The organism is Microcoleus sp. PH2017_34_RAT_O_A, assembly GCF_020737885.1.
Classification (GTDB): domain Bacteria; phylum Cyanobacteriota; class Cyanobacteriia; order Cyanobacteriales; family Microcoleaceae; genus Microcoleus.
Map to the genome: position 1 here is coordinate 12,256 of NZ_JAEQDD010000070.1, position 25,515 is coordinate 37,770.

Annotated in this window: 19 protein-coding genes and 1 tRNA gene; 9 read left to right on the forward strand and 11 right to left on the reverse strand. The window is 45.6% G+C overall.

Annotated elements, in window-relative coordinates; genetic code table 11:
• The 5 genes from JGK11_RS21735 to JGK11_RS21755 all read right to left on the reverse strand — a co-directional run.
• Positions 1 to 660, reverse strand: a 660-nt coding sequence (locus tag JGK11_RS21735) for a ribbon-helix-helix protein, CopG family (protein ID WP_293212826.1), incomplete at its 3' end; no start/stop codon positions are given.
• 70 nt (positions 661 to 730) lie between these two features.
• Positions 731 to 988, reverse strand: a complete 258-nt coding sequence (locus tag JGK11_RS21740; RefSeq protein WP_293212828.1) for a hypothetical protein — start codon at positions 986 to 988, stop codon at positions 731 to 733.
• A 220-nt stretch (positions 989 to 1,208) separates the two neighbouring features.
• Positions 1,209 to 2,498 carry a response regulator gene (locus JGK11_RS21745; RefSeq protein WP_293185881.1) on the reverse strand — a complete coding sequence of 430 codons (1,290 nt, stop codon included), beginning with the start codon at positions 2,496 to 2,498 and terminating at the stop codon, positions 1,209 to 1,211.
• A gap of 15 nt (positions 2,499 to 2,513) precedes the next feature.
• A complete protein-coding gene (locus tag JGK11_RS21750; protein WP_293198629.1) occupies positions 2,514 to 4,991 on the reverse strand; it encodes an MASE1 domain-containing protein in 2,478 nt (825 codons plus the stop codon).
• A gap of 351 nt (positions 4,992 to 5,342) precedes the next feature.
• Positions 5,343 to 6,251 (reverse strand): phosphodiester glycosidase family protein, encoded by a 909-nt coding sequence (locus tag JGK11_RS21755; RefSeq protein ID WP_293185883.1) that lies wholly within the window; start codon positions 6,249 to 6,251, stop codon positions 5,343 to 5,345.
• 200 nt (positions 6,252 to 6,451) lie between these two features.
• Here JGK11_RS21755 and JGK11_RS21760 point away from each other — a divergent pair, with 200 nt between their 5' ends.
• Positions 6,452 to 7,249: a pentapeptide repeat-containing protein gene (locus JGK11_RS21760; RefSeq protein WP_293185884.1), complete on the forward strand. Its 798-nt coding sequence runs from the start codon at positions 6,452 to 6,454 to the stop codon at positions 7,247 to 7,249.
• A 464-nt stretch (positions 7,250 to 7,713) separates the two neighbouring features.
• Here the strand turns inward: JGK11_RS21760 and JGK11_RS21765 are convergent.
• Positions 7,714 to 7,798: transfer RNA gene (locus JGK11_RS21765), tRNA-Ser, on the reverse strand.
• A 607-nt stretch (positions 7,799 to 8,405) separates the two neighbouring features.
• Here JGK11_RS21765 and JGK11_RS21770 point away from each other — a divergent pair.
• Complete coding sequence (locus JGK11_RS21770) at positions 8,406 to 8,774, forward strand: 2Fe-2S iron-sulfur cluster-binding protein (protein WP_293155842.1); 369 nt, start codon at positions 8,406 to 8,408, stop codon at positions 8,772 to 8,774.
• A gap of 102 nt (positions 8,775 to 8,876) precedes the next feature.
• On the forward strand, positions 8,877 to 9,476 hold the full coding sequence (locus tag JGK11_RS21775) for a thermonuclease family protein (RefSeq protein WP_363319172.1): 600 nt from the start codon (positions 8,877 to 8,879) through the stop codon (positions 9,474 to 9,476).
• A gap of 242 nt (positions 9,477 to 9,718) precedes the next feature.
• Here JGK11_RS21775 and JGK11_RS21780 read toward each other — a convergent pair whose 3' ends face one another.
• Positions 9,719 to 9,958 carry a hypothetical protein gene (locus JGK11_RS21780; RefSeq protein WP_293212830.1) on the reverse strand — a complete coding sequence of 80 codons (240 nt, stop codon included), beginning with the start codon at positions 9,956 to 9,958 and terminating at the stop codon, positions 9,719 to 9,721.
• On the opposite strand from JGK11_RS21780, the gene JGK11_RS21785 reads away from it, so the two are divergent.
• The 6 genes from JGK11_RS21785 (at position 9,944) to moeB (ending at position 15,845) form a co-directional block, all read left to right on the forward strand.
• Positions 9,944 to 10,759 (forward strand): inositol monophosphatase family protein, encoded by an 816-nt coding sequence (locus tag JGK11_RS21785; protein ID WP_293212832.1) that lies wholly within the window; start codon positions 9,944 to 9,946, stop codon positions 10,757 to 10,759. The genes JGK11_RS21780 and JGK11_RS21785 overlap by 15 nt on opposite strands.
• A gap of 102 nt (positions 10,760 to 10,861) precedes the next feature.
• The gene (locus JGK11_RS21790; RefSeq protein ID WP_293198631.1) at positions 10,862 to 11,806 is read left to right on the forward strand and encodes a tetratricopeptide repeat protein; all 945 of its coding nucleotides are present in this window, start codon (positions 10,862 to 10,864) and stop codon (positions 11,804 to 11,806) included.
• A gap of 318 nt (positions 11,807 to 12,124) precedes the next feature.
• A complete protein-coding gene (locus JGK11_RS21795) occupies positions 12,125 to 13,360 on the forward strand; it encodes an ATP phosphoribosyltransferase regulatory subunit (RefSeq protein ID WP_293212834.1) in 1,236 nt (411 codons plus the stop codon).
• Between the two features lie 320 nt (positions 13,361 to 13,680).
• A complete protein-coding gene (locus JGK11_RS21800) occupies positions 13,681 to 13,908 on the forward strand; it encodes a ferredoxin family protein (RefSeq protein WP_293130872.1) in 228 nt (75 codons plus the stop codon).
• A gap of 208 nt (positions 13,909 to 14,116) precedes the next feature.
• A complete protein-coding gene (locus JGK11_RS21805) occupies positions 14,117 to 14,596 on the forward strand; it encodes a M67 family metallopeptidase (protein WP_293212836.1) in 480 nt (159 codons plus the stop codon).
• A gap of 79 nt (positions 14,597 to 14,675) precedes the next feature.
• Complete coding sequence (gene moeB / locus JGK11_RS21810; RefSeq protein WP_293191584.1) at positions 14,676 to 15,845, forward strand: molybdopterin-synthase adenylyltransferase MoeB; 1,170 nt, start codon at positions 14,676 to 14,678, stop codon at positions 15,843 to 15,845.
• A 142-nt stretch (positions 15,846 to 15,987) separates the two neighbouring features.
• Here the strand turns inward: moeB and JGK11_RS21815 are convergent, their stop codons facing one another.
• From JGK11_RS21815 to alaS, 4 genes are all read right to left on the reverse strand, one after another.
• Positions 15,988 to 17,502, reverse strand: coding sequence for a hypothetical protein (locus JGK11_RS21815; RefSeq protein ID WP_293212838.1), 1,515 nt, complete (start codon positions 17,500 to 17,502; stop codon positions 15,988 to 15,990).
• The gene (locus JGK11_RS21820) at positions 17,489 to 17,929 is read right to left on the reverse strand and encodes a hypothetical protein (protein WP_293212840.1); all 441 of its coding nucleotides are present in this window, start codon (positions 17,927 to 17,929) and stop codon (positions 17,489 to 17,491) included. Before JGK11_RS21820 ends, JGK11_RS21815 begins: the two co-directional genes overlap by 14 nt.
• Before the next feature lie 157 nt (positions 17,930 to 18,086).
• Complete coding sequence (locus JGK11_RS21825; RefSeq protein WP_293212842.1) at positions 18,087 to 21,527, reverse strand: CHAT domain-containing protein; 3,441 nt, start codon at positions 21,525 to 21,527, stop codon at positions 18,087 to 18,089.
• A gap of 331 nt (positions 21,528 to 21,858) precedes the next feature.
• Complete coding sequence (gene alaS, locus JGK11_RS21830; protein WP_293212844.1) at positions 21,859 to 24,510, reverse strand: alanine--tRNA ligase; 2,652 nt, start codon at positions 24,508 to 24,510, stop codon at positions 21,859 to 21,861.
• Positions 24,511 to 25,515 lie beyond the last annotated feature (1,005 nt).

Genomic DNA, 25,515 nt, shown 5'->3' on the forward strand with positions numbered 1-25,515 from the left:
GCTCGACTTGGAGGCTAGTTGCTGCTGCAATTCGTTAGCCCAATGTTCTTTTTCGCCCAATTGATGCTGCAAAGATTCGTAACTTGACTTCGATACAGTTTCCTGCAATTGAGCTTCGAGAGTTTGCTTGTCAGCTAATTGCTGCTGCAATTCGGCGATCGCACTTTCGCGTTCGCTCAACTGCTGCTGTAAAGATTCGTAACTTGACTTCGATACAGTTTCCTGCAATTGACCTTCGAGATTTTGCTTGTCAGCTAATTGCTGCTGCAATTCGGCGATCGCACTTTCGCCTTCGCTCAACTGCTGCTGTAAAGATTCGTAACTTGCTTCCAGGGGATTTGACTGTACGCTTACCGAGTCCAATAGGGTTTCTGCCGTTATAGCGTCATTAATGTCGCTTTCTTCGGCTGTTTCCCCTTCCAACTCAGCGGTATCGACCGCAGTTTCTTCACCTTTTTTCCAAGTGACACTAACTTGACTCTTGTCTTTAGAAATATCCAGAGCGCCTTTTGCCAAGCGTTCTAGGAGTTCTGACCTTGATATTCCCAGCTTTCGAGCGATCGCGTTCAATCGATCGGCACTAGAAGGAGTCAGCGAAAGTCCGACTTTGACTTTGCTTTCTGGATTTGAACTAACTACATTGCGATTTTTTTTGACCATTGGCATTTTCCTCATGCCAACCTACACTTATTAGTATAGTGGCTGAAGTTTCTATTAAAATCAATTTTTGTTACATACCAATTGTGGCAGCTTCTGTTCCCAATCTAACAAAAATTCGTGAATATACTCGCTTAGTCGATTCCTCGCCGCAGAACCGCTTCAACATTCCCCGGCCCGGTTTTTTTTCGGCACGATACCGCAGATAGCACAGTTGAGCTTGTAAAATACTATCTAAATTTGAGCTACCTGTCACGGGTTGGGCGCGATCGACCAAATCCAACTCAGCAGCCAGATAGTCTTTCAAGGTTACGAAAACGCCAGTCTTCACAACTTCCGTTGTTTCCTAAGGGCGACTCCACAGCAACGCCGACGCGGGAAAAACTGCTGGGCTTCCTCGGTCAAATCGCCACCCCAAGAGAGGTACGGTTGATGAGCTTGTAAAAATTGTGCGATCGACCGATTTAGTTAAGTTTGAGTAAGTTTTACAAAGCAGGCTGCACATCAAGAACAATCAAATGGCTGCGGGGGATCGTTCTAAAATTATCGCATTAATCGATCGGCAGTGCGATCGCAAATTGAGCCCCCTCACCCAACACCGAAGAGCAAGTCAAACTACCGCCGTGTATTTCTTCCACTATCTGGCGACTAATCGACAAACCCAACCCCGTCCCTTCCCCGACTAATTTTGTAGTGAACAAATGGTCAAAAATGTGTGATTTTACATCATCTGAAATACCCTTACCATTATCTTTAATTTTTATTACCACTCTTTCTCTGTCTTGAGTTAATTCTGTAGTAATAATAATTGTATTACAAGCCACTGCAATTTCCGCAAAATTGCGTCCGTAACTGCACTCATTCACAGCATCGATCGCATTTGAAATCACATTCATAAATACCTGATTTAGTTGTCCCAAATAGCATTTTATCGGGGGAATCTCTCCATATTTTTTGATAACTTGAATTTCGGGACGAGTATCTTGAGCTTTCAGGCGGTGCTGCAAAATCATCAGCGTGCTGTCAATCCCATCGCAGATGTTAGCCGAGACTTTCACAGCCGTATCGGCGCGGGAGAAGGTTCGCAGGGAAGTGCTGATGTTGCGAAGGCGATCGCATCCCACTTCCATTGACGATAACATCTTTGCTGTATCTTTCAACACATATTCTAAATCAATATCTGCGGCGTGGATTTCAATATCTTTACCCGGATTTGGACATTCTTGCTGATAAAGCCGCAAGTGGCGAAAGATATCTTTGATCGCCAAATTTAACTCCTTGATATTGCCATAAATAAAACCCACTGGATTGTTGATTTCGTGAGCGACACCAGCGACTAAATTGCCCAAAGCCGACATTTTTTCGCTCTGAATTAACTGAAGCTGCGATTGCTTAACTTGTATCAAAGCAGCAGTTAGTTCCGCCGTGCGATCGGCTACTCGCTGTTCTAATTCTTTATTGAGATTGCGAAGTTTTATGTGAGTGTTGACACGCGCCAATACCTCCATTTCTTCAAAAGGTTTAGTGATATAATCAACCGCACCGAGTTGAAATCCTTTAATCTTATCTGCTGTATCCGACAAAGCCGTCATAAACATCACAGGAATGTCCTTGGTAGCCTCGGATGCTTTGAGGCGGCGGCAGGTTTCAAACCCGTTAATTCCCGGCATCATCACATCCAGTAAAATTAAACTCGGCAGCGTATACTGAACTTGCTTGAGAGCTCGTTCGCCGTCAATCGCGATCGCAACTTCATAACCCGCATCCGTCAACGCCTCGGAGATGACATCCAGATTGGCGGGCGTATCATCTACCACTAAAATTAACTCAGCTTCTGACATAAATATTTTCTCCTGTTAGTTGATATGCTGGTTGAGAAAATCTTCAATTTTGTCCGATTGAAAGCTCTTTGCCAATTGCAGAATTGGCTGCATAAATTGAGTATAACTCTTGTCGAGTTGTTCGATGCGCTTAACTTCTTCAGTAAGTTTTTTCAAGCGACCCTGCTGGGCTAATTTCAGCAACAAAGCTAATTCTTCCGGTGCAGGAATTGTCATGGCTAAAGTTGCCTGAGGTGAATTAAATATAGGTTTTGGTGCTAATTGTTCGCCAGCAGATTCAATTGAGGCTGTCTCCTGATACTTCCATTCAATTTGCAAATGCTTTTGCACGATCGAAAATAATTCCTCAATTTGCACCGGCTTCGGCAGAAAATCATCGCCCCCAGCATCCAAACTTTTTTGGATGTCCATTTCATAGACAGAAGCAGACGAGACGACAGCAGGCACGTTTTTTAATGCTTCTGAACTCCGCAACAGCCGCAGCATTTCAAAGCCGTCCATCACAGGCATCCACAAATCAGCGATGATTAAATCCGGTTTTATTTGAGCTGCTTTTGCTAAGCCATCCTCGCCATTTTCAGCTTCGACTACTGCAAAACCAATTGGTTCCAGGAGGCAAACAATCACGGAACGGTTCTGCCAGTTGTCATCGACGATCAGAATTGTTTTCTGAGTTCCATGATAGCCCACAATCTTCTTCCCAGTAGCGGCTGCGGCTGCATTTGCCCAGTCAGCAGCTAAGGGAAAATTGACAGTAAAAGCGAAGGTGCTGCCGCTGCCAAAATCACTATAAACTTCAATTTTACTGTTCATTAAATTGACAATCTCGGTGCTAATTGCCAGTCCGAGTCCGGTGCCTTCTGTTTTGCGGTTGCTATCTCCTACTTGCTCAAAAGGTGTAAATATTTTTGACAGAGAATCGGGAGTCATGCCGACGCCTGTATCTTCTATTTGGAAGCGAATCAGTCGATGTTGAATTTGGGATTTGGGATTTTCGATTGCAGATTCCGCAGGTGATAAAAACTCGGGTTTTATTACTTCTATCTTGAAAGTTACGCTGCCTTTATCTGTAAATTTGACGGCATTTCCCAGTAAATTAATTAACACCTGACGCAAGCGTTTTTCATCGGCTTCTATGCCTTGGGGAAGTTCAGCATCTGGGAGATAAATCAAATCAATTTGTTTTTGTTCGGTGCGGATGCGAACAATCTCAACAATGCTTTGCAAGAAAGAGGGAAAATGAAAAACTTTCGGATGCAAATCTAATTTGCCTGCTTCAATTTTGGAGAGATCGAGAATATCATTAATCAGTGTCAAAAGATGGGAGCCACACTGGTAAATAATGTTCACGCCATTACGCTCTTTTTCTCCCCAAGATTGGGAACGGTTCATGATTTGAGCGTAGCCCAAAATCCCGTTGAGGGGAGTGCGGAGTTCGTGGCTCATATTGGCGAGAAAGTCGCTTTTCGATTGGTTGGCCGCGTCAGCCACTTCTTTGGCTTCTTGTAGTTGAGCTGTGCGTTCTTCTACTCGCTGTTCTAACTCATTATTCAGTTTTTTGAGCTTGGCTGCTGCTTGTTTATTTTCGTTAATTACCGCAGATAAAACAAAGGTGGTAACGGCTACAACACCGATAAAAGATTGCAGCAGAAACAGCGATTCGTTGAGGGAAGATCTGACAAAGGAACCCAAACCGTGGGATGTTCCAAAAACTGCGATCGCCGAAACAATCACCACCAGCAAAGTCGATTCCCGCGATGTGAATCGAAATGCCGACCAAATCAGCAGCGGAATCATCATGTATTCGAGGGGATACTGTTGCCAAAAGGCGATTTTGCTGATGACAACCAGCAACAGTAGCAAAAGTCCAAATTCTGCAATCTGCGGAGGCCGGAGTTTTTCGGACTGCCTGGGTTGCTGAGCCCAGGTCAAAATTGCTGGCGTCACAATCAGCGTACCAGCAATGATTGAGGTAAACCAACTCCGCCAAACTTCTGGGTAAGCACTCCAGGGGCTCATGCCTTGCACGCACAGTACGGTAGCCGCGAGAGTGCTGTTGACGATAGGGCTGGGTAATTGCAGCACAAAAAATCTGAAAACATCCTGGGATCTATCTAGTAAATTTCGGTATTTTACGAAGCGATTAATTAGAAAACTTGCTACTAGCAGATCGACGATATTCCCAAAAGCAGTTAAACTACTTACCAGCAAGTCTTGTGGGAAAAACATCATATATTTTACCATCAAATCGCTGATAAATAGAACAGGTAAAATCCGCCAATCCAGCAGGAGGAAAGCTGCCAAAAAAAGACCTGCTGACGGCCAAATTGCTACTGTTCCATTCTCGGATGAGATTAATAGGTATATTTTGCAAAGACCGAAGTGTATCGCAGGAATTATTAATGATGCTATGAGTATATTTTTATCCTGCACAAATTGAAACTTGCTCTTGGGTGTCTTTTTTTGTTGTCGCTGTCCTAGTAATTTTTGCATTAAAGTCAAAATTTAAACAATATTCAATTAAGCTAGTCCAGATTTATGTTGATTGGCAGTGATGCCGATCGCAATTATCGTACAATTCTAATCAGCCATCTTTCTGTCATTAGCGACTACCCATTTGTGTATGACTCTACAATTAAGCGAAAAAGCCAAAGAATTAATCCCGAAAGCCCGAATAGTCAGCTTAGCAGCCTGGGAAAATTCGCACTCTCGCGCCGAAATCTAACTCATTCAGGCTGCTGACGATGCAGGCCGTTATCTCGCCGATGAAGATTTGTAACAATTTCACTCATCCGAACCAACATCTGTTGATGCTACCAAGTTCCTGCGCGGCTGTTTGCAACCCTAATTTTCCCGCGCGTAAAACCCTAAATGATTGGAAATTGGACGCTGCTGCATGGGAATTTTGTTCTGAATCGGAGCATTCAACAGTTTTGCTCCTGAGGGCGATGCTACTGCCAAAGTTACCGATCCGCCGCCATCCAAATTTAGGACTGTATCGGCTCCTAACTGCATCGAAATCTCTGTTATTTCGCTCAACTTCAGCCCTTCACTGTACATCCTCTGCTTGCCGTCTGCGAGAATGAACCACAATTTTTCGCCTGTTTTATCGATCGCCACAACTGTTCGCGGATAAGGTTTATCATCCTTGCTTTTTTCCGGGCTTTGTGCTAGGGCTTTGCCATTTTTCACCAGTACAGTATCTCCCGCAACTCCATAGGCTGTTCCCTGAGGACAAGTGCCGTTTTCGATTATTTGGGCGCGGTTGTTGGTGTCAAAACAAAGGGCGGGAAAGTGTGATTCTGGTTGAGAGTAAGCTTGGCCTTTGGAAATGGCGTGTCCGACGTTATTTACTCGATCGCCACTGCGGGGATAATAATTCCAAGGTGCTTCCTCAACGCAGGGATAAAAGAAATTGGCGTTGACTGCTAATTGCAATTTAAATTCTTTGAGGAATTCAGTAGCGATGCGGGCGTTGGTTTCGGTTAAATCGGGTGTGGCGGTTCCGGGTGTGACAAAAATTCCAATTCCTGGCGCTTTGAGGTCGATGCTAACAGTGTGAATGATGGCGGGACGCGGATTTGAGCGAAATTCCCGTCGGTAGGCGATTCCTTGAAATAGCGATCGCACTTCGTTTGTTTGTGCTGGACGCGAAAAGTAGGGAATGTTATAGATTAGTATTGGTGCGAGCAAGATTCCGAAACCGATAATATGAGAGATTTGTTTGATTTTGAGCGGATTGGTTAGTTTCATTTTGTGACGGAGATTTTTTAACGAACCGCGAAGACGCAAAGGATGCGAAGGAAGATAAGGATCGCAAATTAAATAATTTACACTCTTGAAAGTGGGATGGGCGTCCCGCCCGTCTTTCCGGGACGGGACGCCCATCCCACGAACCATCCAATTGTAAGTTATTTAATTCTCATTCCTAAGAGAGGGAAGAGTAGGGAAGTATGAATTATTCGGATGTCAATAATTTTAGCAATCAAGTTTTGTGTAATCGATCGTTCCGGGGACAAGTTCTTAACGGTGCTGATTTCGGGGGTGCGGATGTTCGTGGCTGCAATTTCAGAAATGCTCAGTTGGAAGGGGCGAATTTTATTGGTGCCAAAATCGGGCTTTCGGGGCGACAGTTTGCTGTTTTGAGTGCTGGGGCGATCGCGATTTGTGTGATTGTGGGCGATGTTCTGACTAGACTGATTTTGGGAACCCAAGGACAGGTACCGGGTTCTCGCAGTTGGCCTTTTGTGCTGTTGCTGTACGGGGTTTTGGGCGCTGCTGGTATCGCTGGGGCGATCGCCCGCACACAGCCACCAACGTCAAAAGTGGGTAGATTGGCGGGAACAATTTCTGCTATTCTATCAGGGGCTTTGTTGGGATTTTTCTATGCTGGGACTGCAACTAAGAATAATTCTCAGGCTGCTCTTGCTGGAATGGCGATCGGCGGTGTGTTAATGTTTTTTGTGAGTTCCCGGATGCGGCATCAATTTGCTAAAATTGCGATCGTAGCTGCCCGAAGTGTTGCAACTTACGGAGGAGCTTTTTTGTTTTCTGCAACGGCTAGCGCTTTTCTGAGCACTCAGAAACTGTTTTTGGGTACGTGTTTCGCCTTGCTGCCGCTGCTGTATTTTTGGTTTTCCTTTGTCTCTTTCTCTGCTATTGTTCGAGAGATTGCAAATGCTGAGGGTACTTCGTTTACAGGGGCAAATCTCAGCGGTGCTAAGTTCGATCGCACTGATATTTTGCACTAATTTTAGCACCGGGCTAGAAGCCAGTTCCACAGCTATTTTATTTTAGTTATAGCCTTTCTCAAAAAGATGAGGTATGTAGTTGGGCTTGGGCCCAATACGTTTAGTGGTTATATAAGCTGTCAGTCATACCTCATCTATCTGAGAAGGGCTATAGCAACGGGCTAGAAGCCCGTTCCACAGCTATTTTATTTTAGTTAGCAACGGGCTAGAAGCCCGTTCCACAAATACTTGATTTTAGTTAGCAACGGGCTAGAAGCCCGTTCCACAAATACTTAACTTGCTGGCGGGGAGGGCTTGTAGCTTGCACCTAAAATACTCAAATAGATTCTGATTTACACTCAGAAATATAAAAGCAATCGCCCCAGGCTTTTATCAAAAAAACTCAGGGGCGATCGAATTGAAATATTTATCTCATACAAGAGATTTTTTGCAAGCTGTTTTTTTTGCCTGAACAGCTTGTGTAACGGAGAGGGAGGGATTCGAACCCTCGTTAAGTTGCCCTAAACACACTTTCCAGGCGTGCGCCTTCAACCGCTCGGCCACCTCTCCAGGGCTAAATGAATTCATTCAGCCACAGCTAAACTATCTTAGCAGAACAAATCTGATTTGGGAAGGGGTAACGGCATAAATTTGTTGTTTAATGTGGGTAGGGTGTCAAACGGGCGAGTAAAATTATCCTATCCTATGTCTCAAACGCATTCATATCAAGGATTTTGTCCCCCAAGTCCAATCTAAAATCTAAAATCTAAAATCCCTGTTAGGAACCTCAGCCGCGACGGCATGAGGCTTGGAAGAGAAATCAAACAAGCCGTTCTGACCAGCCTAAGTCTTAACTGACTACGTTTTTTGAGCCACGACACCTCGAGATGCGAAGCTAGTCTCTTGCTCTGTCGCTAGTGGTTAAACAGTTTTAAGGTCACTGAAACAGTGCCACTAGCCGAACAAGCTCTAAAAACATTGGCGAAGCTAACATTACCCCGAAAGGGAGGCTCAATTGAGCGAATTACTATGCGTACAGGATTGGAAAATTTGAAGCGGTAATTGTCCCGCCCAAAGTGCAATACAAAAGTACACCAAGTCAACCAATCCCAAGGCGATAGTAAATTCAAAAACGCAAAGCCGTCCTTTTAGGACGGGGTTTCTACCCATAATTTTGATGACTCGCTCCTACACAATTAAAATTCATAACAGACAAACGGGCGATCGCCACACTGTGCGAGTACCCGAAGACAGGTACATCCTGCAAAGTGCTGAAAATCAAGGCGTGGAATTGCCGTTTTCGTGCCGTAACGGCGCTTGTACAGCCTGTGCGGTGCGCGTCAAGTCGGGACAACTGCACCAGCCTGAAGCAATGGGACTTTCTGTGGAACTGCAAAAAGAGGGTTATGCGCTGCTGTGCGTCTGCTATCCGCGTTCCAATATTGAGGTAGAGACGCAAGACGAAGATGAAGTGTACGAATTGCAATTCGGCCGCTATTTCGGTAAGGGTAAAGTGAAAGTCGGTTTGCCGTTGGATGAAGAATGAGAGCAAATTTGGTAAGCTGTTGCGCCTTTGAATTGCTTGTTGGGGGCGGGCTAGAAGCCCACCCCACAAAAGAGTTTAATTGATTTTTGATACACAATTTAAATGCAAAATAGCTTCCCAATTCCCAATTCCCCATTCCCAATTCCCAATTCCCAATGCCCCATTCCCCATTCCCTATTCCCAATGCTGCTTTATCGGTTATTTGCGATCGCCCTTTGCGTGTTGTTAGCTAGCTGCGAAAAACCAGAAATGCCCCAAGGTACGATCGCCAAAGTAGAAAGGGCTATCAGCGGCCAAACAATCGAAGTTATCAGTACAGCCGACAAAATTGCCTTATTAGAGCAAATCAGGCTGATTGGGATTGATGCACCCGATTTAAAACAGCAGCCTTGGGGAGAAGCAGCGAAACAAAGATTAGAACAGCTAATTGGGGGGAAAGAGGTATTGCTAGAATCGGACATCGAACAGAAAGACCAGTTCGATCGCAAATTAGCCTATTTGTGGCAAGATAAAATTTTGCTCAACGAACTGCTAGTCAAAGAAGGTTATGTTTTGGCCTCGGTGCGATCGCGCAATACCAAATATCAACAGCGACTCGCCAACGCTCAAGAATGGGCGAGAGTCATGGGTAAAGGCCTGTGGAATCCAGAACGAGCTTTGCGCCAAACTCCCGCAGAATTCCGACAACAAAATCAGAAATAGTCAGTTGACAGTTGGCAGTTGGCAGTTGACAGTTGGCAGTTGACAGTTGACAGTTGGCAGTTGGCAGTTGACAGTTGACAGTTGACAGTTGACAGTTGACAGGGGAGCATCTCTGTTTTGATTTTATAGTGCGAGCGTCCCCGCTCGCGTATTGTACAATACGCGAGCGGGGACGCTCGCACTGTCAATAAATTGCTTTTTTGCAAAAGTGAGATGCTCTCGTTGGCAATCATTGGAAGCAATTACCAATTCCCTGTTTTGCCCATTCCCAATTCGCAATTCGCAATTCGCAATTCCCAATTCGCAATTCGCAATTCGCAATTCGCAATTCGCAATTCGCAATTCCCAATTCCCAATTCCCAATTCGCAATTCCCAATTCGCAATTCCCAATTCGCAATTCGCAATTCCCAATTCGCAATTCCCAATTCGCAATTCCCAATTCCCAATTCCCAATTCCCAATTCCCAATGATAGACAATCAACTCCAAAACTACTTAGAAATAGCCACCGAAGCAGCCCTCGCCGCTGGTTCCGTACTGCAATCTTTCTGCGGCAAATTAGAAAATGTTCAAGAAAAAGGCCGATCGGGCGATTTAGTCACAGAAGCCGACAAAGCCTCTGAAGCCGTCATCTTAGAAATTCTGGGTCGCTTCGTACCCGAACACGCCATCCTCGCTGAAGAATCGGGCAAATTAGGGGATGCAACTAGCAAATACCTGTGGGCGATCGACCCTTTGGACGGTACAACTAATTACGCTCACCAATATCCTTTTTACGCTGTGTCGATCGGACTTTTAATCGACGGCATACCACAAATTGGCGTAATTTACGACCCTTTACATAACGAATTGTTTCGAGCTGGTAAAGGATTGGGCGCAACTTGCAACCGTAAGCCGATCGCAGTTTCGCAAAGTTTAGAATTGAGAACCAGCTTGCTAGTGACTGGCTTTGCATACGATCGGCGCGAAACAGCAGACAATAACTATGCCGAATTCTGTCACCTCACCCACCTCACCCAAGGCGTGCGGCGCAGCGGTTCCGCAGCCCTAGACCTCGCACATACAGCCTGCGGGCGATTGGACGGATACTGGGAACGGGGACTCTCCCCTTGGGATGTAGCAGCCGGTGTACTCATCGTTTCTGAAGCCGGAGGTCAAGTTACAGCCTATGACGGCGGTGCCTTTGAGATGAGCTCGGGTCGGGTTTTGGCGACAAACGGCAAAATACACGCCGAACTCAGCGGTGCATTGCTTTCAGTTCCGCCCTTATCTTCCTGGAGGTAGCGCTTCGACAGCAAGGACTCAGGGATAGTACGGGGGTCACAACCCCTGAAGTCAAGCTACATTAAAGAATAGTCAAAAGTCAGGAAAGCGAGAGTAAAAGTTATGTCTTTTGAAATGACAAAAGGGCTGTTCAAGTACGACTTTACAGATCAGCACGCAATTTTGGGAATTCCCCTAGACGCAGAGTTTAACGACATCCGCAAGCGCTACATGAAAATCGCCCGCCGCTTGCATTCGGATACTTGCTCTTTTGAAGACCAAGCGGATAAAGAGTGGGCCAACCAATTTTTGTCAAAAGTGGTCAATCCCGCCTACAACAAATTCTCTAAGGAAAGCGATCGCAAAGAATACAACCTGCTATTAGCAGCTATCGCCAAGCGCGTTGCTAAAGAACAAGCAAAAATGCAAGTCGAAAGCGCAGCAGCCAAAGAGTTAGCTACCGCTAAAGATTTGGAAGAAGCTTATAAAACAGCAGTTGGCAAACTCGCTCTCAAGCAGTACGAGTCGGTTCAAGAAACCCAAGATGCGATCGATCAAATTAGCGAACTGAACATGGTTTACCTGCTGCGAAAAGAGCGCCTTGGCGGTGTGGTTTCTGCCGGTTCACCCCCAAAAGCCACAAACCAAACTGCAACAGCAACCCCAGCAGCAGCAACTCCCGCCGCAACTCCTGCGACTGCAACTCCTGCCGCCGCACCGCCACCCAGAGTCCCAGCATTCAAAGACTCGCTGGCCGATCAATCTTGCATCCGAGCCCAAGGATTCATGGACAGCAAAAATTATGCCAAAGCAACTTTGGAGTTGAAAGAAGCCCTGAAGCGCGAACCGAAACACAGCAAAGCTCACGGTTTGTTAGCAATGTGTTACTTTCAACAAAATCAAGCCACAATGGCAAAACTTGAGGTGCAAAAAGCTTTGGCATCAAATCCTGAAGAACCGACGGCTTTGGAGGTTAAGAAAAAGCTGGAACAAGCTTCCGCAAAGGATAAAAAAAGTGAGGGGAAACCGGGATTTTTTGCAAGTTTGTTTGGCGGGAAGAAAAAATGATAAGTTGTCAGTTGTCAGTTGTCAGTTGTTCAGTTGTCTGTTTTGAATCATCGTTGAAAAGATAATACGGCGGTTTCAAGCGCCCGGTCTTCCGATCCCAAGCGTATTGTTGATACTTTAATTTGTTAAAGTCGAATGTTAGGGTGGCGGCGTTCGACTTTAACAAGGTGTCTTAAAGGCAAGCTTCTAAGTCCAATCAAATACGATTTTCAATTAAAGAATGGGGAATAATTGACTGGTGAGAGTTGGGAACTTGCCTGAAGTGGCATTCTTTTGTGAAATTGGTATAGAATCTAAGGTCTAAAATCTAAAATTGATATGGTTCACCAACCCCCATCGGGTGCAAGAGATTTATTGCCCCTTGACGTTGCTCAAAAAATTGCGATCGAACGGCGCTTGCAGCAGGTGTTTCACCGCTGGGGCTATCACCGGATTATTACTTCTACTCTAGAGAGGCTGGAGACGTTGATGGCTGGGGGCGCGATCGACCGATCGACCTTAATTCAACTCCAAGACGCTGAAGATGGAGAACTCGGCTTGCGGCCAGAATTGACAGCATCCATCGCCCGCGCGGCTGCAATGCGGATGTCCGGGACAAATTGGCAGCCCCAGCGCCTCTACTACAACGCCAATGTCTTCCGCAAAGGCCCGGATACGGGTTCAGGCGGGCAACAGGAGTTCTATCAAGCGGGGGTAGAACTGCTGGGCGCGGGCGGGAGCGTTGCGGATGCGGAAGTGCTGCTGCTGCTGTCTGAGTGCTTGCAAAACTTAGAAATTGATGACTGGCATTTGGTGCTGGGAGAAGCGGGCTTAACTGCAACTTTGCTAGAACCGTTTGGGCCAAACGTGCGCCAAAAAGTGCGCGGCGCGATCGCCAATCTCGATCGCATAGCTTTGGAAACTTTGCCGCTGTCGGACGAATTGCGAGAAAGAGCTCTGCTGTTGTTTGACTTGCGCGGCAAGCCAGAAGAGGTATTGGAGATTGTGGCGAAGCTGGATTTAGATGTGCCGCAGCAAGCAGCATTAAATGAACTCAAAAGTGCGATCGAACTGCTGGAAAAATGTCAAGCAAAAATCCCCAATCTGAAATCTCACATCCACCTCGATTTGAGTTTAATTCAAACCTTTGACTATTACACTGGAATAGTGTTTGAAGTTGTCAGCAGCAGCAAAAGCGGACAGCGAGTATTAGGACAAGGCGGACGGTACGACCAACTGCTAGGACTGTTCGACCCCCAAGGGCAAAATTCCCCCGGCATCGGGTTTTGTCTGAATATTGAAGATTTGCACCAAGTTTTGTTGACAGAGGGTCAATTGCCCACAGAAACAGCAGCTAGCGAATGGTTGGTAGTGCCTCAAACACCGGAAGCAGCGGCGGCGGCCTTTGATTATGCCCGCCAACTCCGAGAGTCTACTCCCCTAGTGCGGGTGGAGATAGATTTGGAGAGTCGGGAGACAGAAGAGGAAGCCAGGGACTACGCGCGCGATCGCAGAATCGCTCAAATTGCTTGGGTAAATGCCGAAGGCGTCCCAACAATTGAAAAGGTAAACTAGGATTTGTTTGAAACGTAATTCCTAAAATCGTGTCCAACAAATTACCAGCAATAAAAACGGTTCGTAGTGAGGACTTCAGTCCGCAAAAAACCAAAAGAATCAAATTCTAACCAGGTTCGTAGTGAGGACTTCAGTCCGCAAAAAACCAGAGGACTAAAGTCCTCACTACAAACCAGTTTGATCGTGAGGACTTCAGTCCGCAAAAAACTAGAGGACTAAAGTCCTCACTACGAACCAATTGTACTGCTCTAGTTAGAAAGACATGATATAATGTCTAATCCAAAATCCCAAATCTAAAATCTAAAATCTAAAATAGAAACATGGCGCACACTATCGTTACAAATATCTGCGAAGGAGTTGCTGATTGCGTCGGCGCTTGTCCAGTTGCTTGCATTCATCCCGGCCCTGGCAAAAATGTCAAAGGTACTGATTGGTTTTGGATTGATTTCGATACCTGCATAGACTGCGGCATTTGTTTGCAGGTGTGTCCAGTCGAAAATGCGATCGTCGCAGATGAACGGCCCGAATTGCAGCAAACTCCTACTTGATAGCAATTGAGGGCTAGATAGCCCAGCACTTACGCACGGCATTATCAACCCGGTTTCTTCAGAGATTCTTCGTTAATAAACTCAAGATTTATGAAGAGAAACCGGGCATATTTAACATTAGTTATATATAAAAAATTCCCTTCCCTTCTCCTCTCTTCCTTCGCGTCCTTCGCACCTTCGCGGTTCGTTTAAAAAAGCCTACAAGAAAATGCAAAATATCGCACTTTCCCCCGAACAAATATTATCAATCCGCAGCCACGGCGAAAGCGCTTATCCAGAAGAATGCTGCGGTTTATTGTTAGGTACAATCACTGACGATATTAAAACTTTAGTAGAAGTTTGGCCGGCTGACAATGCTTGGAGTGCAGAAGCCCAGGAGAATTGGCCCGAACAAACAGGATTGACAGAAAGACGCAGATATGCTATTAAGCCTGAAGATATGTTGCGGGCGATGAAACACGGGCGCGATCGCACTCTTGATATTATCGGCATATATCATTCTCACCCGGATTGTCCGGCAGCGCCCTCGGAGTGCGATCGCAAAATGGCATGGGCCAAATACTCTTACATCATCGTATCCGTGCGACAAGGCAGTTCAGAAGACCTCCGCAGTTGGAGTCTTGACGCAGAGGGCAACTTTCAAGCAGAGGAAATTATCGCGATCGAACCGACTCAGATTAAGAAATAATTACTAAACATAACAAACACGTAAAAATGCGAAAGATTCAGATAGGATGTAATTCAAAATCGGCGTATAACAGAATATCATGCTAAATCCTAATCTGGACGAGATCCAGCTCAACAAACAAGAATACGAACGCTACTCTCGCCACCTCATCCTGCCAGAAGTTGGATTGGAAGGGCAGAAGCGTCTCAAAGCAGCCAGCGTGCTCTGCGTCGGTACGGGAGGACTCGGTTCGCCGCTGCTGCTGTATTTAGCAGCCGCAGGTGTTGGCCGCATTGGGATTGTAGACTTTGATGTTGTAGACCATTCCAATTTGCAGCGCCAAGTAATTCACGGCACTTCTTGGGTTGGGAAGCCGAAGATTGATTCGGCGAAAAATCGGATTTTAGAAATCAATCCTTTTTGTCAAGTTGATTTGTACGAGACTCGCGTTAGTTCCGAAAATGCGATCGCCATTGCCACTCCCTACGATATCATTATCGATGGTACGGACAACTTTCCGACTCGCTATTTAATGAACGACGTTTCCGTGCTTTTGAACAAGCCCAACGTCTACGGTTCCATCTTCCGATTTGAAGGACAAGCAACAGTTTTCAACTACGAAGGCGGCCCGAATTACCGCGATTTGTACCCAGAACCCCCGCCTCCTGGAATGGTTCCTTCCTGTGCAGAAGGCGGCGTTTTAGGCGTTTTACCTGGGGTAATTGGCTGCATTCAAGCCACGGAAGCTATCAAAATCATCTTAGGTCAAGGTACAACTTTGAGCGGCAGATTGTTGCTGTACAACGCCTTAGATATGACATTCCGTCAGTTGAAATTGCGACCGAATCCAATACGTCCGGTAATTGACAAGTTAATCGATTACGAACAATTCTGCGGCATTCCTCAAGCTAAAGCCGAGGAAGCAGAACAACAGAAAATTCCTGAGATGACTGTCACCGAACTTAAAAAGTTAATCGACAGCGGCGCCAAGGATTTTGTCTTGTTAGATGTTCGCAATCCTAACGAGTATCAAATTGCTCAAATTCCTGGGTCAGTTTTGGTTCCATTACCGGATATCGAACACGGCGCAGGTGTTGCGAAGGTCAAGGAATTGTTGAACGGACATCGCTTGATTGCACATTGCAAAATGGGCGGTCGTTCTGCGAAGGCCTTGGGCATCTTGAAGGAAGCTGGAATTGAGGGGATTAATGTTAAGGGCGGGATTACTGCTTGGAGTCAAGAAGTAGATTCGTCTGTTCCTCAATATTAAATTACTTTAAAGGCGATTAGAATTCACGGCGATTGGAAATCGCGGCTACACAAACGATGTCCACCTCCGTGGACGAAGAGGTAAAATCTTCAACCCGCGGAGGCGGGTTTCGTCTGTGTAGACGCGGTTTCAACCGCCGGGTTTATTTAAATTTAGCCCGAATATTCTTGAAATTTGCGCCCAACATCACCAAAGACCAAACCACAACTCCCGCGCCGATACTAATCAACAATACCAACACAAAAGAATTAATTCCCACCTTCAGGAAAGGCAAAGCAATTACCTGATTCGGCGGGTCTTGTTTAATCAAATAAGGAGAACTCCCAGCGACTACCCCGGCGACTCCCAAACCAAAGCCGACAGCTTGAATCGTGACTTCTAATTTTGCATCGCGATAAGCTTCTTCAATGGCGACAACTCCTCGAATTGCTTCCATTGCTTTGTCTAGCAAGCCGGTGCCGTGGCTGAAGTAGCCTAAGTCACCTTTGATTTGTGCTTGAAACTGCGGCGAGGTTTCTTTGCTGAATAATTCGAGAAAGCTTAAATCACAGTCACTTTCATTGTATTTCTTCCGGGATTTTAAGTCAAGACTTATTTGATATAATTTATCTTGGTAGTTTTTGGCGTTAATTGCGATCGTATTTTGTCTAAATTCCAACTGCATCAGCAACCGGGCATACTTGACAGCGCGCGGCGGCATCTCGATTGTCTGACGTTCGAGACGTTCTAATTCCTCTTCCTTTAAACCCGCACCTTTCAATTGCTGCTGCTGGGCTTCGTCTTGCCGCAAATAATTAAAAGTCGCATCGATATTGAGTTCAATTTGTTTGTATTCCTCGCTAATCACCCGGTAAAGTTTGCGGGTATCGCGATAGGCGCGGAGAATCTTATTGCGGTACAAAAATAACTCGACAAAATCGCTGTACCGCGTCTCATCCCAGATTTCCTCAGTTGCAGAACTGTTGAAAAACCAGACTATAATGTGGCAGTCAGTATCTTGGCGATTCGCATCGCCGTATTCTAAAATTGGGCTACCGAATAACTCGCCTTGACGGTAAAAATTCGGCAGATTGTCACCGGAAATTAACTTTTCTAGACACTGTTGGGCTAAACCTTTTAGAAACTGCGAATCTTCCCGCGCGGCCTGGTTTTGTTCGACACTCAGCCAAGCTGTAAGCAGCAAAGTTTGACCGAAATAGCTTTGCACAAAATCGGGCAGCAAGCAGTTTTCGGGATTAAATTCTTTGAAGATGGTAACATCGACAGCGGGCGTTTTAATATTGTTAACTTTTTCGGGGACGCGAATTTGCAAACCCAAAGCATAGCTGTCATCAATCCGCAGCGGTTGGGCGAAACCTTTGAGATTTATTTGCTGGTTGTCAAAGGAAATATCCTTAGCAAAAGCGAGAGAATTTCGGCCGCCGACAACTTGTTTGTTAATTAGTTCAACTCGCCATCCGAGAGGTTCATCTTTTTTGGGTAAATAGCTGCCGTTGAATGCTTTACCGACTGCTAATTTAGTTTGCAATATCTCGTTGCACTTTTCCCACAGTTTGGTTAATTCTACAGGAGAACTCGACTCTGTTTCTGAGGGTTTGCAGAGGTGATAGGCAAATAGATAGACATTGGGGGCATAGATTTTACTATTTTGAGTCATTGTCTTTATCTAATTTCTGTGCATCTAGTTGTTGAAGTTTTTTATAAGTTTCTTCAATGTCTTGACGCAGAACTTGAGTAGTATTGGTTAACATTTGCTGTGTGGTTGCAGTGGGTTCACCGGCATCCTCGATTTCTTTCCGCGTACAATCTCTTAATGTATCTCCCAATCCATGATGGGCACACCACTTGCTGATAGTCATAGCAATGGGAAATAATTCATCATCGGCTGATTCTGCTATTTCTGTATCTAGTTTCGGTAAATCTTGCCATGCTGTGGGCATGAAAATATTCGGATTTTCGCGCAACCATTTGAAGAAGACAATGATAACTTTTTCGGGTTCCATAAAACAATTCTCCGTTAATAAAATGTCAGGGTTGGTTGGTTGGGTGGGGGCGGGTTTTTGTGATTTTTTGGTCGGAATCAAAGATGGTTGGTGAACCCGCCCCTACGGAATTGGGTAAGACAATCATACATCAAGAATACCCAAATTTGTAGGGGCGGGTTCGCCGAAATTTATATCATCCCATCCCAGAATTCATAAACCCGCCCCCACCCATCGCAGATATCGAAAAACCTGTTTCCTAATATCCAGTAGCACAGAATGCCGCCCAATACTTGGGATGACTAAAAGGCCGTTCCTCTAGCGATGATACTAACCACAGTTCCACACTTTGCCCAGATTTTTTATCTAAATTTAAGGATTTCACCCAAACTCCAAAATCCTCCTTGGTGACGGCGCGCATCCAGTTTTGGGCGGCGTTCAAAGCGACTGCGACTGAAACTTTCGGTAGCAATTCCTGATAAAATTTTATCATTAAAATCGCCGTCGCAAAATCATCGACTGACCACAATGTGCTCACAACATTCATACTCCCAGCATACAAGAAGCCGCTGGGTAAACCAATGTACTCATCAGTCATTTCTGTTGAACTGGTTAACCCAGTTTCGCAGGCGGAGAGTGTCACGAGATTGCACTTACTTAACTCTAAATCGGCAAATATTTCTCGCAAGGTTAGGCATTTTTCGGGGATGGCTTTTCGCCCGCTTCGCATTGTCACATAGCGGCTTTCTGCATCTGTCTCGTTATTTTCCTCGATGGAATCGGCTAGGGCGAGAAGGGACAGCAGCGGATAGTCAAAGTTAAAGACTCCGTGACATGAAAAGTGGATATAGCTAGCATTGGAGAGGTTTTTGAGGTTTTCGTTGAAAGCGATTTTGGTAGCTTGTTGTTTGATTAAGATATCATGGGTGTCGAATCTTTGTTTGATGATTTGTACTTCCATATCGGCGTTCGATAAATCTTCGGTGGGATTCTGAATCGCAAATAATGGCTGAAGTTCGGGGGCGGGAGATGTGCGGGTTTTGATGCGGTTTTGTACGAGTTCTAATAGTTGCAAACTGGGGGCATATTTCACGCCGTCGGGGAAGCAGTCTAGGAGGTATTTCGTAGGGGCGGTGCCCCCGTGCCCGCCCTCTAAGGTGAATGGTAGGGCGTGGAGGGGGAATAGGTGCAGGTAGCGGTGGGGGATTAGGATTAGTTGACGGCAATGATTGGGAATTGTGGCGACTATCTCGTTGACGCGCAAGATTTCGGAGAGTTTGTACAGTTTTGCGGATAAGGTTTGTTGCCAGATTTTTTGTTTGGCTTTGTCGCGGTATTCGTTGAGATAGTCGTTTTTCCAGGTTTCTAATTCGGCTAATTCGGTTGTGGTATATGTGATTAATTCTATGTTGTTGTGGGTGATGATGAATGCGACACCTCCCCAGCTATTATCGGAGTTAGAATTACCAATGTACCATTCTACGATCGCGGTTTCGGTGTCTAATGTTTTCTGGAATTCGGGGATGTCTATGGGTTGGATTTTTTGAGTTAGTTTGAATTCTGGTTCTCGCTGTTTGAAGATTTCTAGGTATTGTTCTAGTTGCTGTAATGCTGTTGCCAAATTATCTTGTTGTTGTTGAGGGGATTGTTGGAGGGAGGCGATTTGGCGGCGCAGGTTTTGGAGTTGCTGTTTTTCGGTTTGGGTGGCTGTTTTGGGATAGATTTCGCTGTTGGTGAAGAGTTCGACTAGGTAGCGGGATTTGCTGCGTTCGATTGTTTGAATGGCTTTGTGATATTGTTGGTGGTTGATGCAGGATTGGATCATTTTTTCGTAGACGTTGAGATTTTCGGCGATGATTTCGCGTTTGCGGTTTTCGGAGGGAATCCACTCGCGACTTTGTTCGACTGCTTCGATGGCTTTTTCGTAGCCGAAGATGGCGGTTTCCCACAAGCTTTCTGTAAATCCTAAATTGCCTAAGTTTCCGGCTGTTTGCAGACAGTCAATTGGCAAAGCGGTGGGAGTACAAACTTGTAAAGCTGCTTCATAAAGTGCGATCGCCTTTTCGATATTTTCGGCCCGGTCTCCTTTGATTCGGTCACTGTAAGCATTTGCCAAATTATGTTGAGTACCTGCCCATAGTTCCGGGAAAGCAGGGCGGGTGTAAACTTCACTAGCTGCTTGAAAAAATACGATCGCCTTTTCGATATTCTCACCCTCTTCACCATTGATTCTCCTATAGTAAGCAATTGCCAAATTATGTTGAGTCATCGCCCATTGTTCTGGGAAAGCATGGCGGGTATAAACTTCACTAGCTGCTTGATAAAGTGCGATCGCCTTTTCGATATTCTCACCCCGTTCTCCTTTGATTCGGTCACTGTAAGCAGTTGCCAAATTATTTTGAGTCTGAGCCCAATCTTGAGGAAAAGCATCGCGGGTGCGAACTTGTAAAGCTGCTTCAGAAAATGCGATCGCCCTTTCGATATTCTCACCCCGTTCACCTTTGATTCTTCTATAGTAAGCATTTGCTAAATTATGTTGAGTACCTGCCCATTGTTCCGGGAAAGCATGGCGGGTGTAAACTTCACTAGCTGCTTGATAAAATGCGATCGCCCTTTCGATATTCTCACCCCGTTCACCTTTGATTCGGTCACTGTAAGCAGCAGCCAAATTATTTTGAGTCATCGCCCATTGTTCGGGGAAAACAGGGCGAGTAAGAACTTCACTAGCTGCTTCAGAAAGTGCGATCGCCTTTTCAATATTCTCACCCCGTTCTCCTTTGATTCTATCTTTGTAAACATTTGCCAAATTATTTTGAGTCATCGCCCAATTTTGCGGGAAAGTAGGGCGGGTGTAGACTTGTAAAGCTGCTTGATAAAATGCGATCGCCTTTTCTAGATTATCCTGCCTTTCTCCTTTTATTCTATCTTTGTAAGCAATTGCCAAATTATTTTGAGTCATTGCCCATTGTTGCGGGAAAGCAGGGCGGGTGTAAATTTCACTAGCTGCTTCAGAAAGTGCGATCGCCTTTTCGATATTCTCACCCCGTTCTCCTTTGATTCTGACTAAGTAAGCAGCAGCCAAATTATTTTGAGTCAGCGCCCAATTTTGCGGGAAAGCAGGGCGGGCGTAAACTTCACTAGCTGCTTGATAAAAGGCAATCGCCTTTTCGATATTCTCACCCCGTTCTCCTTTGATTCTATTACGGTAAGCTTCTCCAAAATTATTTTGAATCATCGCCCATTGTTCCGGGAAAGCAGAACGGATATGAACTTGACTAGCAGCTTGATAAAATGCGATCGCCTTTTCTAGATTATCCTGCCTTTCTCCTTTGATTCTGCCCGTGTAAGCAGTTCCTAAACTATTTTGAAGAACTCCCCATTTTTCGGGATCATCATATCGATTAAAAAAATTCAGTCCCACCTCATATCCTGCAATGGCAATTTCCATATTGCTGCTTGTGCTACCCAGTGGAAAATCTTGAATCAAGTTACTGAAGTTTAAAATATTAATAATAATATCTCTAGCGTGGCGAAAATTATTTTCCGCTAGAATTTTAGTTGCCCACTTACGCAAAAAATCCGCAAAATCATCATCGATTAGTTTTTTCTTGGCTTTCAGGATGCCGATTTGTGCTTCCTGGTTGGGGGAGTTGAGCAGGGATTCGATCAGGTCGAAATAGGTTTGTTTTTTGCTTTTCATTGGAATACCCATGTTTGGGATACTTTACATTGTTTGCGGGGGGATGCAAGGGTTTTTTGGGTGGTTTCTGGGGTTCAAGAAACCGGGTTTTTATGGAGATTTAGGGTTTTTGGTGAGTATTTGGGAGAAAAACCCGGTTTCTGGGTGGGTTTCTGTGTTCTGGGATAGACTTTTGTTTACCGCCGAGGCCAGATCCCCCCTAGCCCCCCTTAAAGAAGGGGGGGACAAGATTCCGATCAAAGTCCCCCTTCTTAAGGGGGATTTAGGGGGATCTAGCCTCCGCTACAAACGAGAGATAAAAAGAGTTTTACTCTCCCACACAAACCCCAGACTAACCCAACCCTTCAACTAACAGATTGCGGGCACTTTCCAAGGCTTCCTGCAACTTACTAGCATCACGTCCCCCAGCCTGGGCCAAGTTAGGCCGCCCGCCGCCTTTGCCGCCACAAATTTGAGCAATTCCCCCAATAAACTTGCCAGCTTGCAATCCTTTCTTATTAACTTCTGGACTAAAAGCTGCAACTAGACTTACTTTGTCTGGTTCAGGAATTGATGCCAAAATAACCGCCGCATTTCCTAATTTTTGCTGCAATCTTTCGGCGGCGGTTTTCAGCGCTTCTGTATCGACATCTCCCAATTGGGCTACAATGATTTTGAACTCGCCAATGGACTCAGCTTGTGCTAGCAATTGGTCAGATTTTACGATCGCCAATTCCGACTTCACAGCAGCCAACTGTTTCTGAGTATCCTTCAACTCATTCTGCAAATTAGTAATCCGGTTGGGTAACTCTTCGGGTTTCGCCTTAAATCGATCGCCCAAATCGCGCACAACCCTGTCACGCACGTTCAAATAATCCAACACAGCCTGGCCCGAAACCGCCTCAATCCGGCGAGTACCAGCCGCAACCCCCGCCTCGGAGACTATCTTAAACAGCCCGATTTCAGCCGTATTGCTGACGTGAGTCCCGCCGCACAATTCCATCGAAACGCCCGGAAAATCGATAACCCGCACCACGTCGCCGTACTTCTCGCCAAACATGGCTGTGGCGCCTTTTTCTCTGGCTTGGGCGATCGGCATTTCGGCAACTTCCGCAGCGTGCGCCTCCGCAATCCAACTATTAACTCGATCCTCAATTTTCTGCAACTCTTCTGCTGTGACAGCGCGCGGAGAATTGAAGTCAAACCGCAATCTGTCTGTCGATACCAGGGAACCAGCTTGGGAAATTGAATCGTCTACAATTTTTCGCAAAGCTGACTGTAATAAGTGAGTTGCTGTGTGGTTGGCTTGAATTCGGCGGCGGCCACTATTGTCAATTTTCGCAGTCAAACTATCGCCAACTTTCAGGATTCCCCGTTCCACAAAGCCGAAATGCACGAAGAAATCCGACTCCTTCTTCACATCATCAATTCTTACTAACAAACTCTGACCATTTTCTCCGCTTTGCAAATAACCTTTATCCCCAAGTTGTCCGCCGGATTCTGCATAAAACGGGGTTTGGTTCAACACAACTTGTACTTCGGTTCCCGCCTCTGCTGATTCCACAGCTTGGCCGTCAACCAAGATAACTTTGATTTCAGCTAAACTCGATAATTCAGTATAACCGAGAAACTCAGTTTTCTGGATAGTCTCAGCTAACTTATCCAAGGAACCTTGCACTGTTAAATCAATGGTTTGATGAGCTTCTTTTGCGCGAGTTTGCTGTTCCTTCATCGCGACTTCAAAACCATCCAAGTCAACAGTAATTCCCTGTTCCTCAGCAATTTCTTGAGTCAATTCTAAGGGGAAACCGTAGGTATCGTAAAGCGTGAAGGCATCTTGTCCGCTAATTTGTGGGTTTGCTTGCTGTTTTGTACGATCGACAATTTCCTCAAGCAGCTTCTCTCCCCGTTCCAAAGTCTTGAGAAACTGCGCCTCTTCCCTTGCCAATTCCGCCTTAATTTGAGCCTCGCGCGATCGCACATTTGGATAAGCAGCTTCCGAAAGCTCGATCGCACTTTCAGCCACCCGCACCGTAAACTCACCCTGAATCCCAATCAGCCGCCCGTGGCGCACCACCCGCCGAATCAACCGCCGCAAAATGTAACCGCGGCCGACATTTGACGCGCGAATTTCGTCTGCAATCATGTGCACCACAGCCCGAATGTGATCGCCAATTACTTTCAGCGAAACCTTGACATTTTCATCGCTATTGTGGTAATCAATTCCGGCAATTTCCGCCGCCGATTGGACGATCGGAAAAATCAAATCTGTTTCGTAATTGTTCGGGACTTTCTGGAGGATTTGCGCCATCCGTTCCAATCCCATCCCAGTATCAATATTTTGATTTTGCAGCGGTGTTAAATGGCCCTCTGCATCCTTATTGTACTGCATGAAAACCAGGTTATAAAATTCGATAAACCTGCTATCATCTTCGAGGTCAATATTGTCGCCTCTTTCTGGGTGGAAATCGTAATAAATCTCGGAACACGGGCCGCAAGGGCCTGTGGGGCCGGATTGCCAGAAATTGTCAGCTTCTCCCATGCGTTGAATGCGATCGCCCGGAATGCCAATTTCATCGCGCCAAATTGCAAAAGCTTCGTCATCTTCTCGGAAAACGCTAACAACTAAATTGGACGGTGACAAACCGAAAACTTCCGTGGAAAGTTCCCACGCCCAAGCAATAGCCTGTTTCTTGAAATAATCCCCAAAACTGAAATTGCCCAACATCTCAAAAAACGTGTGGTGGCGGGCGGTACGGCCGACGTTTTCGATATCGTTGGTGCGGATGCACTTTTGTGAAGTGGTAGCGCGCGGTGATTCTGCGGTGCGCTGTCCGAGAAATATCGGCTTAAATTGTAGCATTCCGGCGATCGTTAGCAACACAGTCGGATCTTCGGGCACCAAAGAAGCACTCGGCAGGATTTTGTGTCCCCGCTGGGCGTAAAAGTCGAGGAATGTTTGGCGGATTTGACTACCGCCGAGAGACTTAGGAGTAATAGACATGACAAAAACTGTTAAGTATGTAAAGATGTAGCAGCAATAGAACTCAATACGCTTCAGTTAATAGTGTTTATTGCCCGGAGATCCCCTCGCATCCCCCTTAAAAAGGAGAGTAGGGGTTGACTTTGAGAAAACTCTTGTCCCCCCCTTTTTAAGGGGGGCTAGGGGGGATCGGGCTTAGCCCAAGCGTATTGCAATAGAACTTACATCTATGTGGATATTTATATCATTATACTTAGTAATGTAAAGACCTATCAAGTTTTACAAATTGTGCTTTACTCCTCCCAAAGCTCGTGCTAACTTAACAATAGACACCGGGACAGAAAGAAACAGGAGGTCGCTATATTTAGCCCGTTCAGCGGGAACCCCCTCTCGATAATTTTTAATTTGGGGTGGGATGAAAGCCAGGTTTGTGAAAAATGGAAGGTTGACCGATTCCGTAGGACAGGGAAATCTTCACAGCCTGAACAAACAATCCTTGATATATTGGAAAGACAGTGGGGCTGGACGTGTTCCTCACTATAAAACGCCGTAGAGAGAAACATTTTGGAGTATCTCGAAGGAAGATCTAGATATCCTTAACAGGACTCAGATGCCTACAACATATTGCTTGCAATTGATGTAGGAGCGTCACAAGCAAAGTTCAAGGATATAGACATGGTGTCTCCGGTCTAAATTCCCAGGCGCGGCCGAAATTAACCGAACACAACTTGGAATAGTGGCGAAACTGCCGATCGCGCAGTCAAGCCAAACCGCAGTCGAGTCAGACTTATTGTGCTTGCGGATTAAAAGTAAAGCTGCACAAGTTGTAAACCCTAGTAAGCATATTGTTCTCTACCGGAAACACATCTCGTTTGTTAGAAAATCAAAGATTCTTATATTATTGGGTCTGGTCGCTGTCGATCGGGCGGCTCTCCAGAACTTATGGTGATAATTTTATCTAATGCAAGAAACAAGCTAATACGCGATTTCTAAAATTATCAAAATTAGAAAAGCCATACCCTTGTC

Bases quoted from the DNA above. Each gene is read 5' to 3' on its own strand.
- JGK11_RS21825 (WP_293212842.1), bottom strand. From the start codon at position 21,527: ATGAAAAGCAAAAAACAAACCTATTTCGACCTGATCGAATCCCTGCTC.
- JGK11_RS21760 (WP_293185884.1), top strand. From the start codon at position 6,452: ATGAATTATTCGGATGTCAATAATTTTAGCAATCAAGTTTTGTGTAAT.
- JGK11_RS21795 (WP_293212834.1), top strand. From the start codon at position 12,125: ATGGTTCACCAACCCCCATCGGGTGCAAGAGATTTATTGCCCCTTGAC.
- JGK11_RS21800 (WP_293130872.1), top strand. From the start codon at position 13,681: ATGGCGCACACTATCGTTACAAATATCTGCGAAGGAGTTGCTGATTGC.
- JGK11_RS21790 (WP_293198631.1), top strand. From the start codon at position 10,862: ATGTCTTTTGAAATGACAAAAGGGCTGTTCAAGTACGACTTTACAGAT.
- JGK11_RS21805 (WP_293212836.1), top strand. From the start codon at position 14,117: ATGCAAAATATCGCACTTTCCCCCGAACAAATATTATCAATCCGCAGC.
- JGK11_RS21755 (WP_293185883.1), bottom strand. From the start codon at position 6,251: ATGAAACTAACCAATCCGCTCAAAATCAAACAAATCTCTCATATTATC.
- JGK11_RS21815 (WP_293212838.1), bottom strand. From the start codon at position 17,502: ATGACTCAAAATAGTAAAATCTATGCCCCCAATGTCTATCTATTTGCC.
- JGK11_RS21745 (WP_293185881.1), bottom strand. From the start codon at position 2,498: ATGTCAGAAGCTGAGTTAATTTTAGTGGTAGATGATACGCCCGCCAAT.
- JGK11_RS21785 (WP_293212832.1), top strand. From the start codon at position 9,944: ATGATAGACAATCAACTCCAAAACTACTTAGAAATAGCCACCGAAGCA.
- alaS (WP_293212844.1), bottom strand. From the start codon at position 24,510: ATGTCTATTACTCCTAAGTCTCTCGGCGGTAGTCAAATCCGCCAAACA.
- JGK11_RS21750 (WP_293198629.1), bottom strand. From the start codon at position 4,991: ATGCAAAAATTACTAGGACAGCGACAACAAAAAAAGACACCCAAGAGC.
- JGK11_RS21775 (WP_363319172.1), top strand. From the start codon at position 8,877: ATGCAAAATAGCTTCCCAATTCCCAATTCCCCATTCCCAATTCCCAAT.
- JGK11_RS21770 (WP_293155842.1), top strand. From the start codon at position 8,406: ATGACTCGCTCCTACACAATTAAAATTCATAACAGACAAACGGGCGAT.
- moeB (WP_293191584.1), top strand. From the start codon at position 14,676: ATGCTAAATCCTAATCTGGACGAGATCCAGCTCAACAAACAAGAATAC.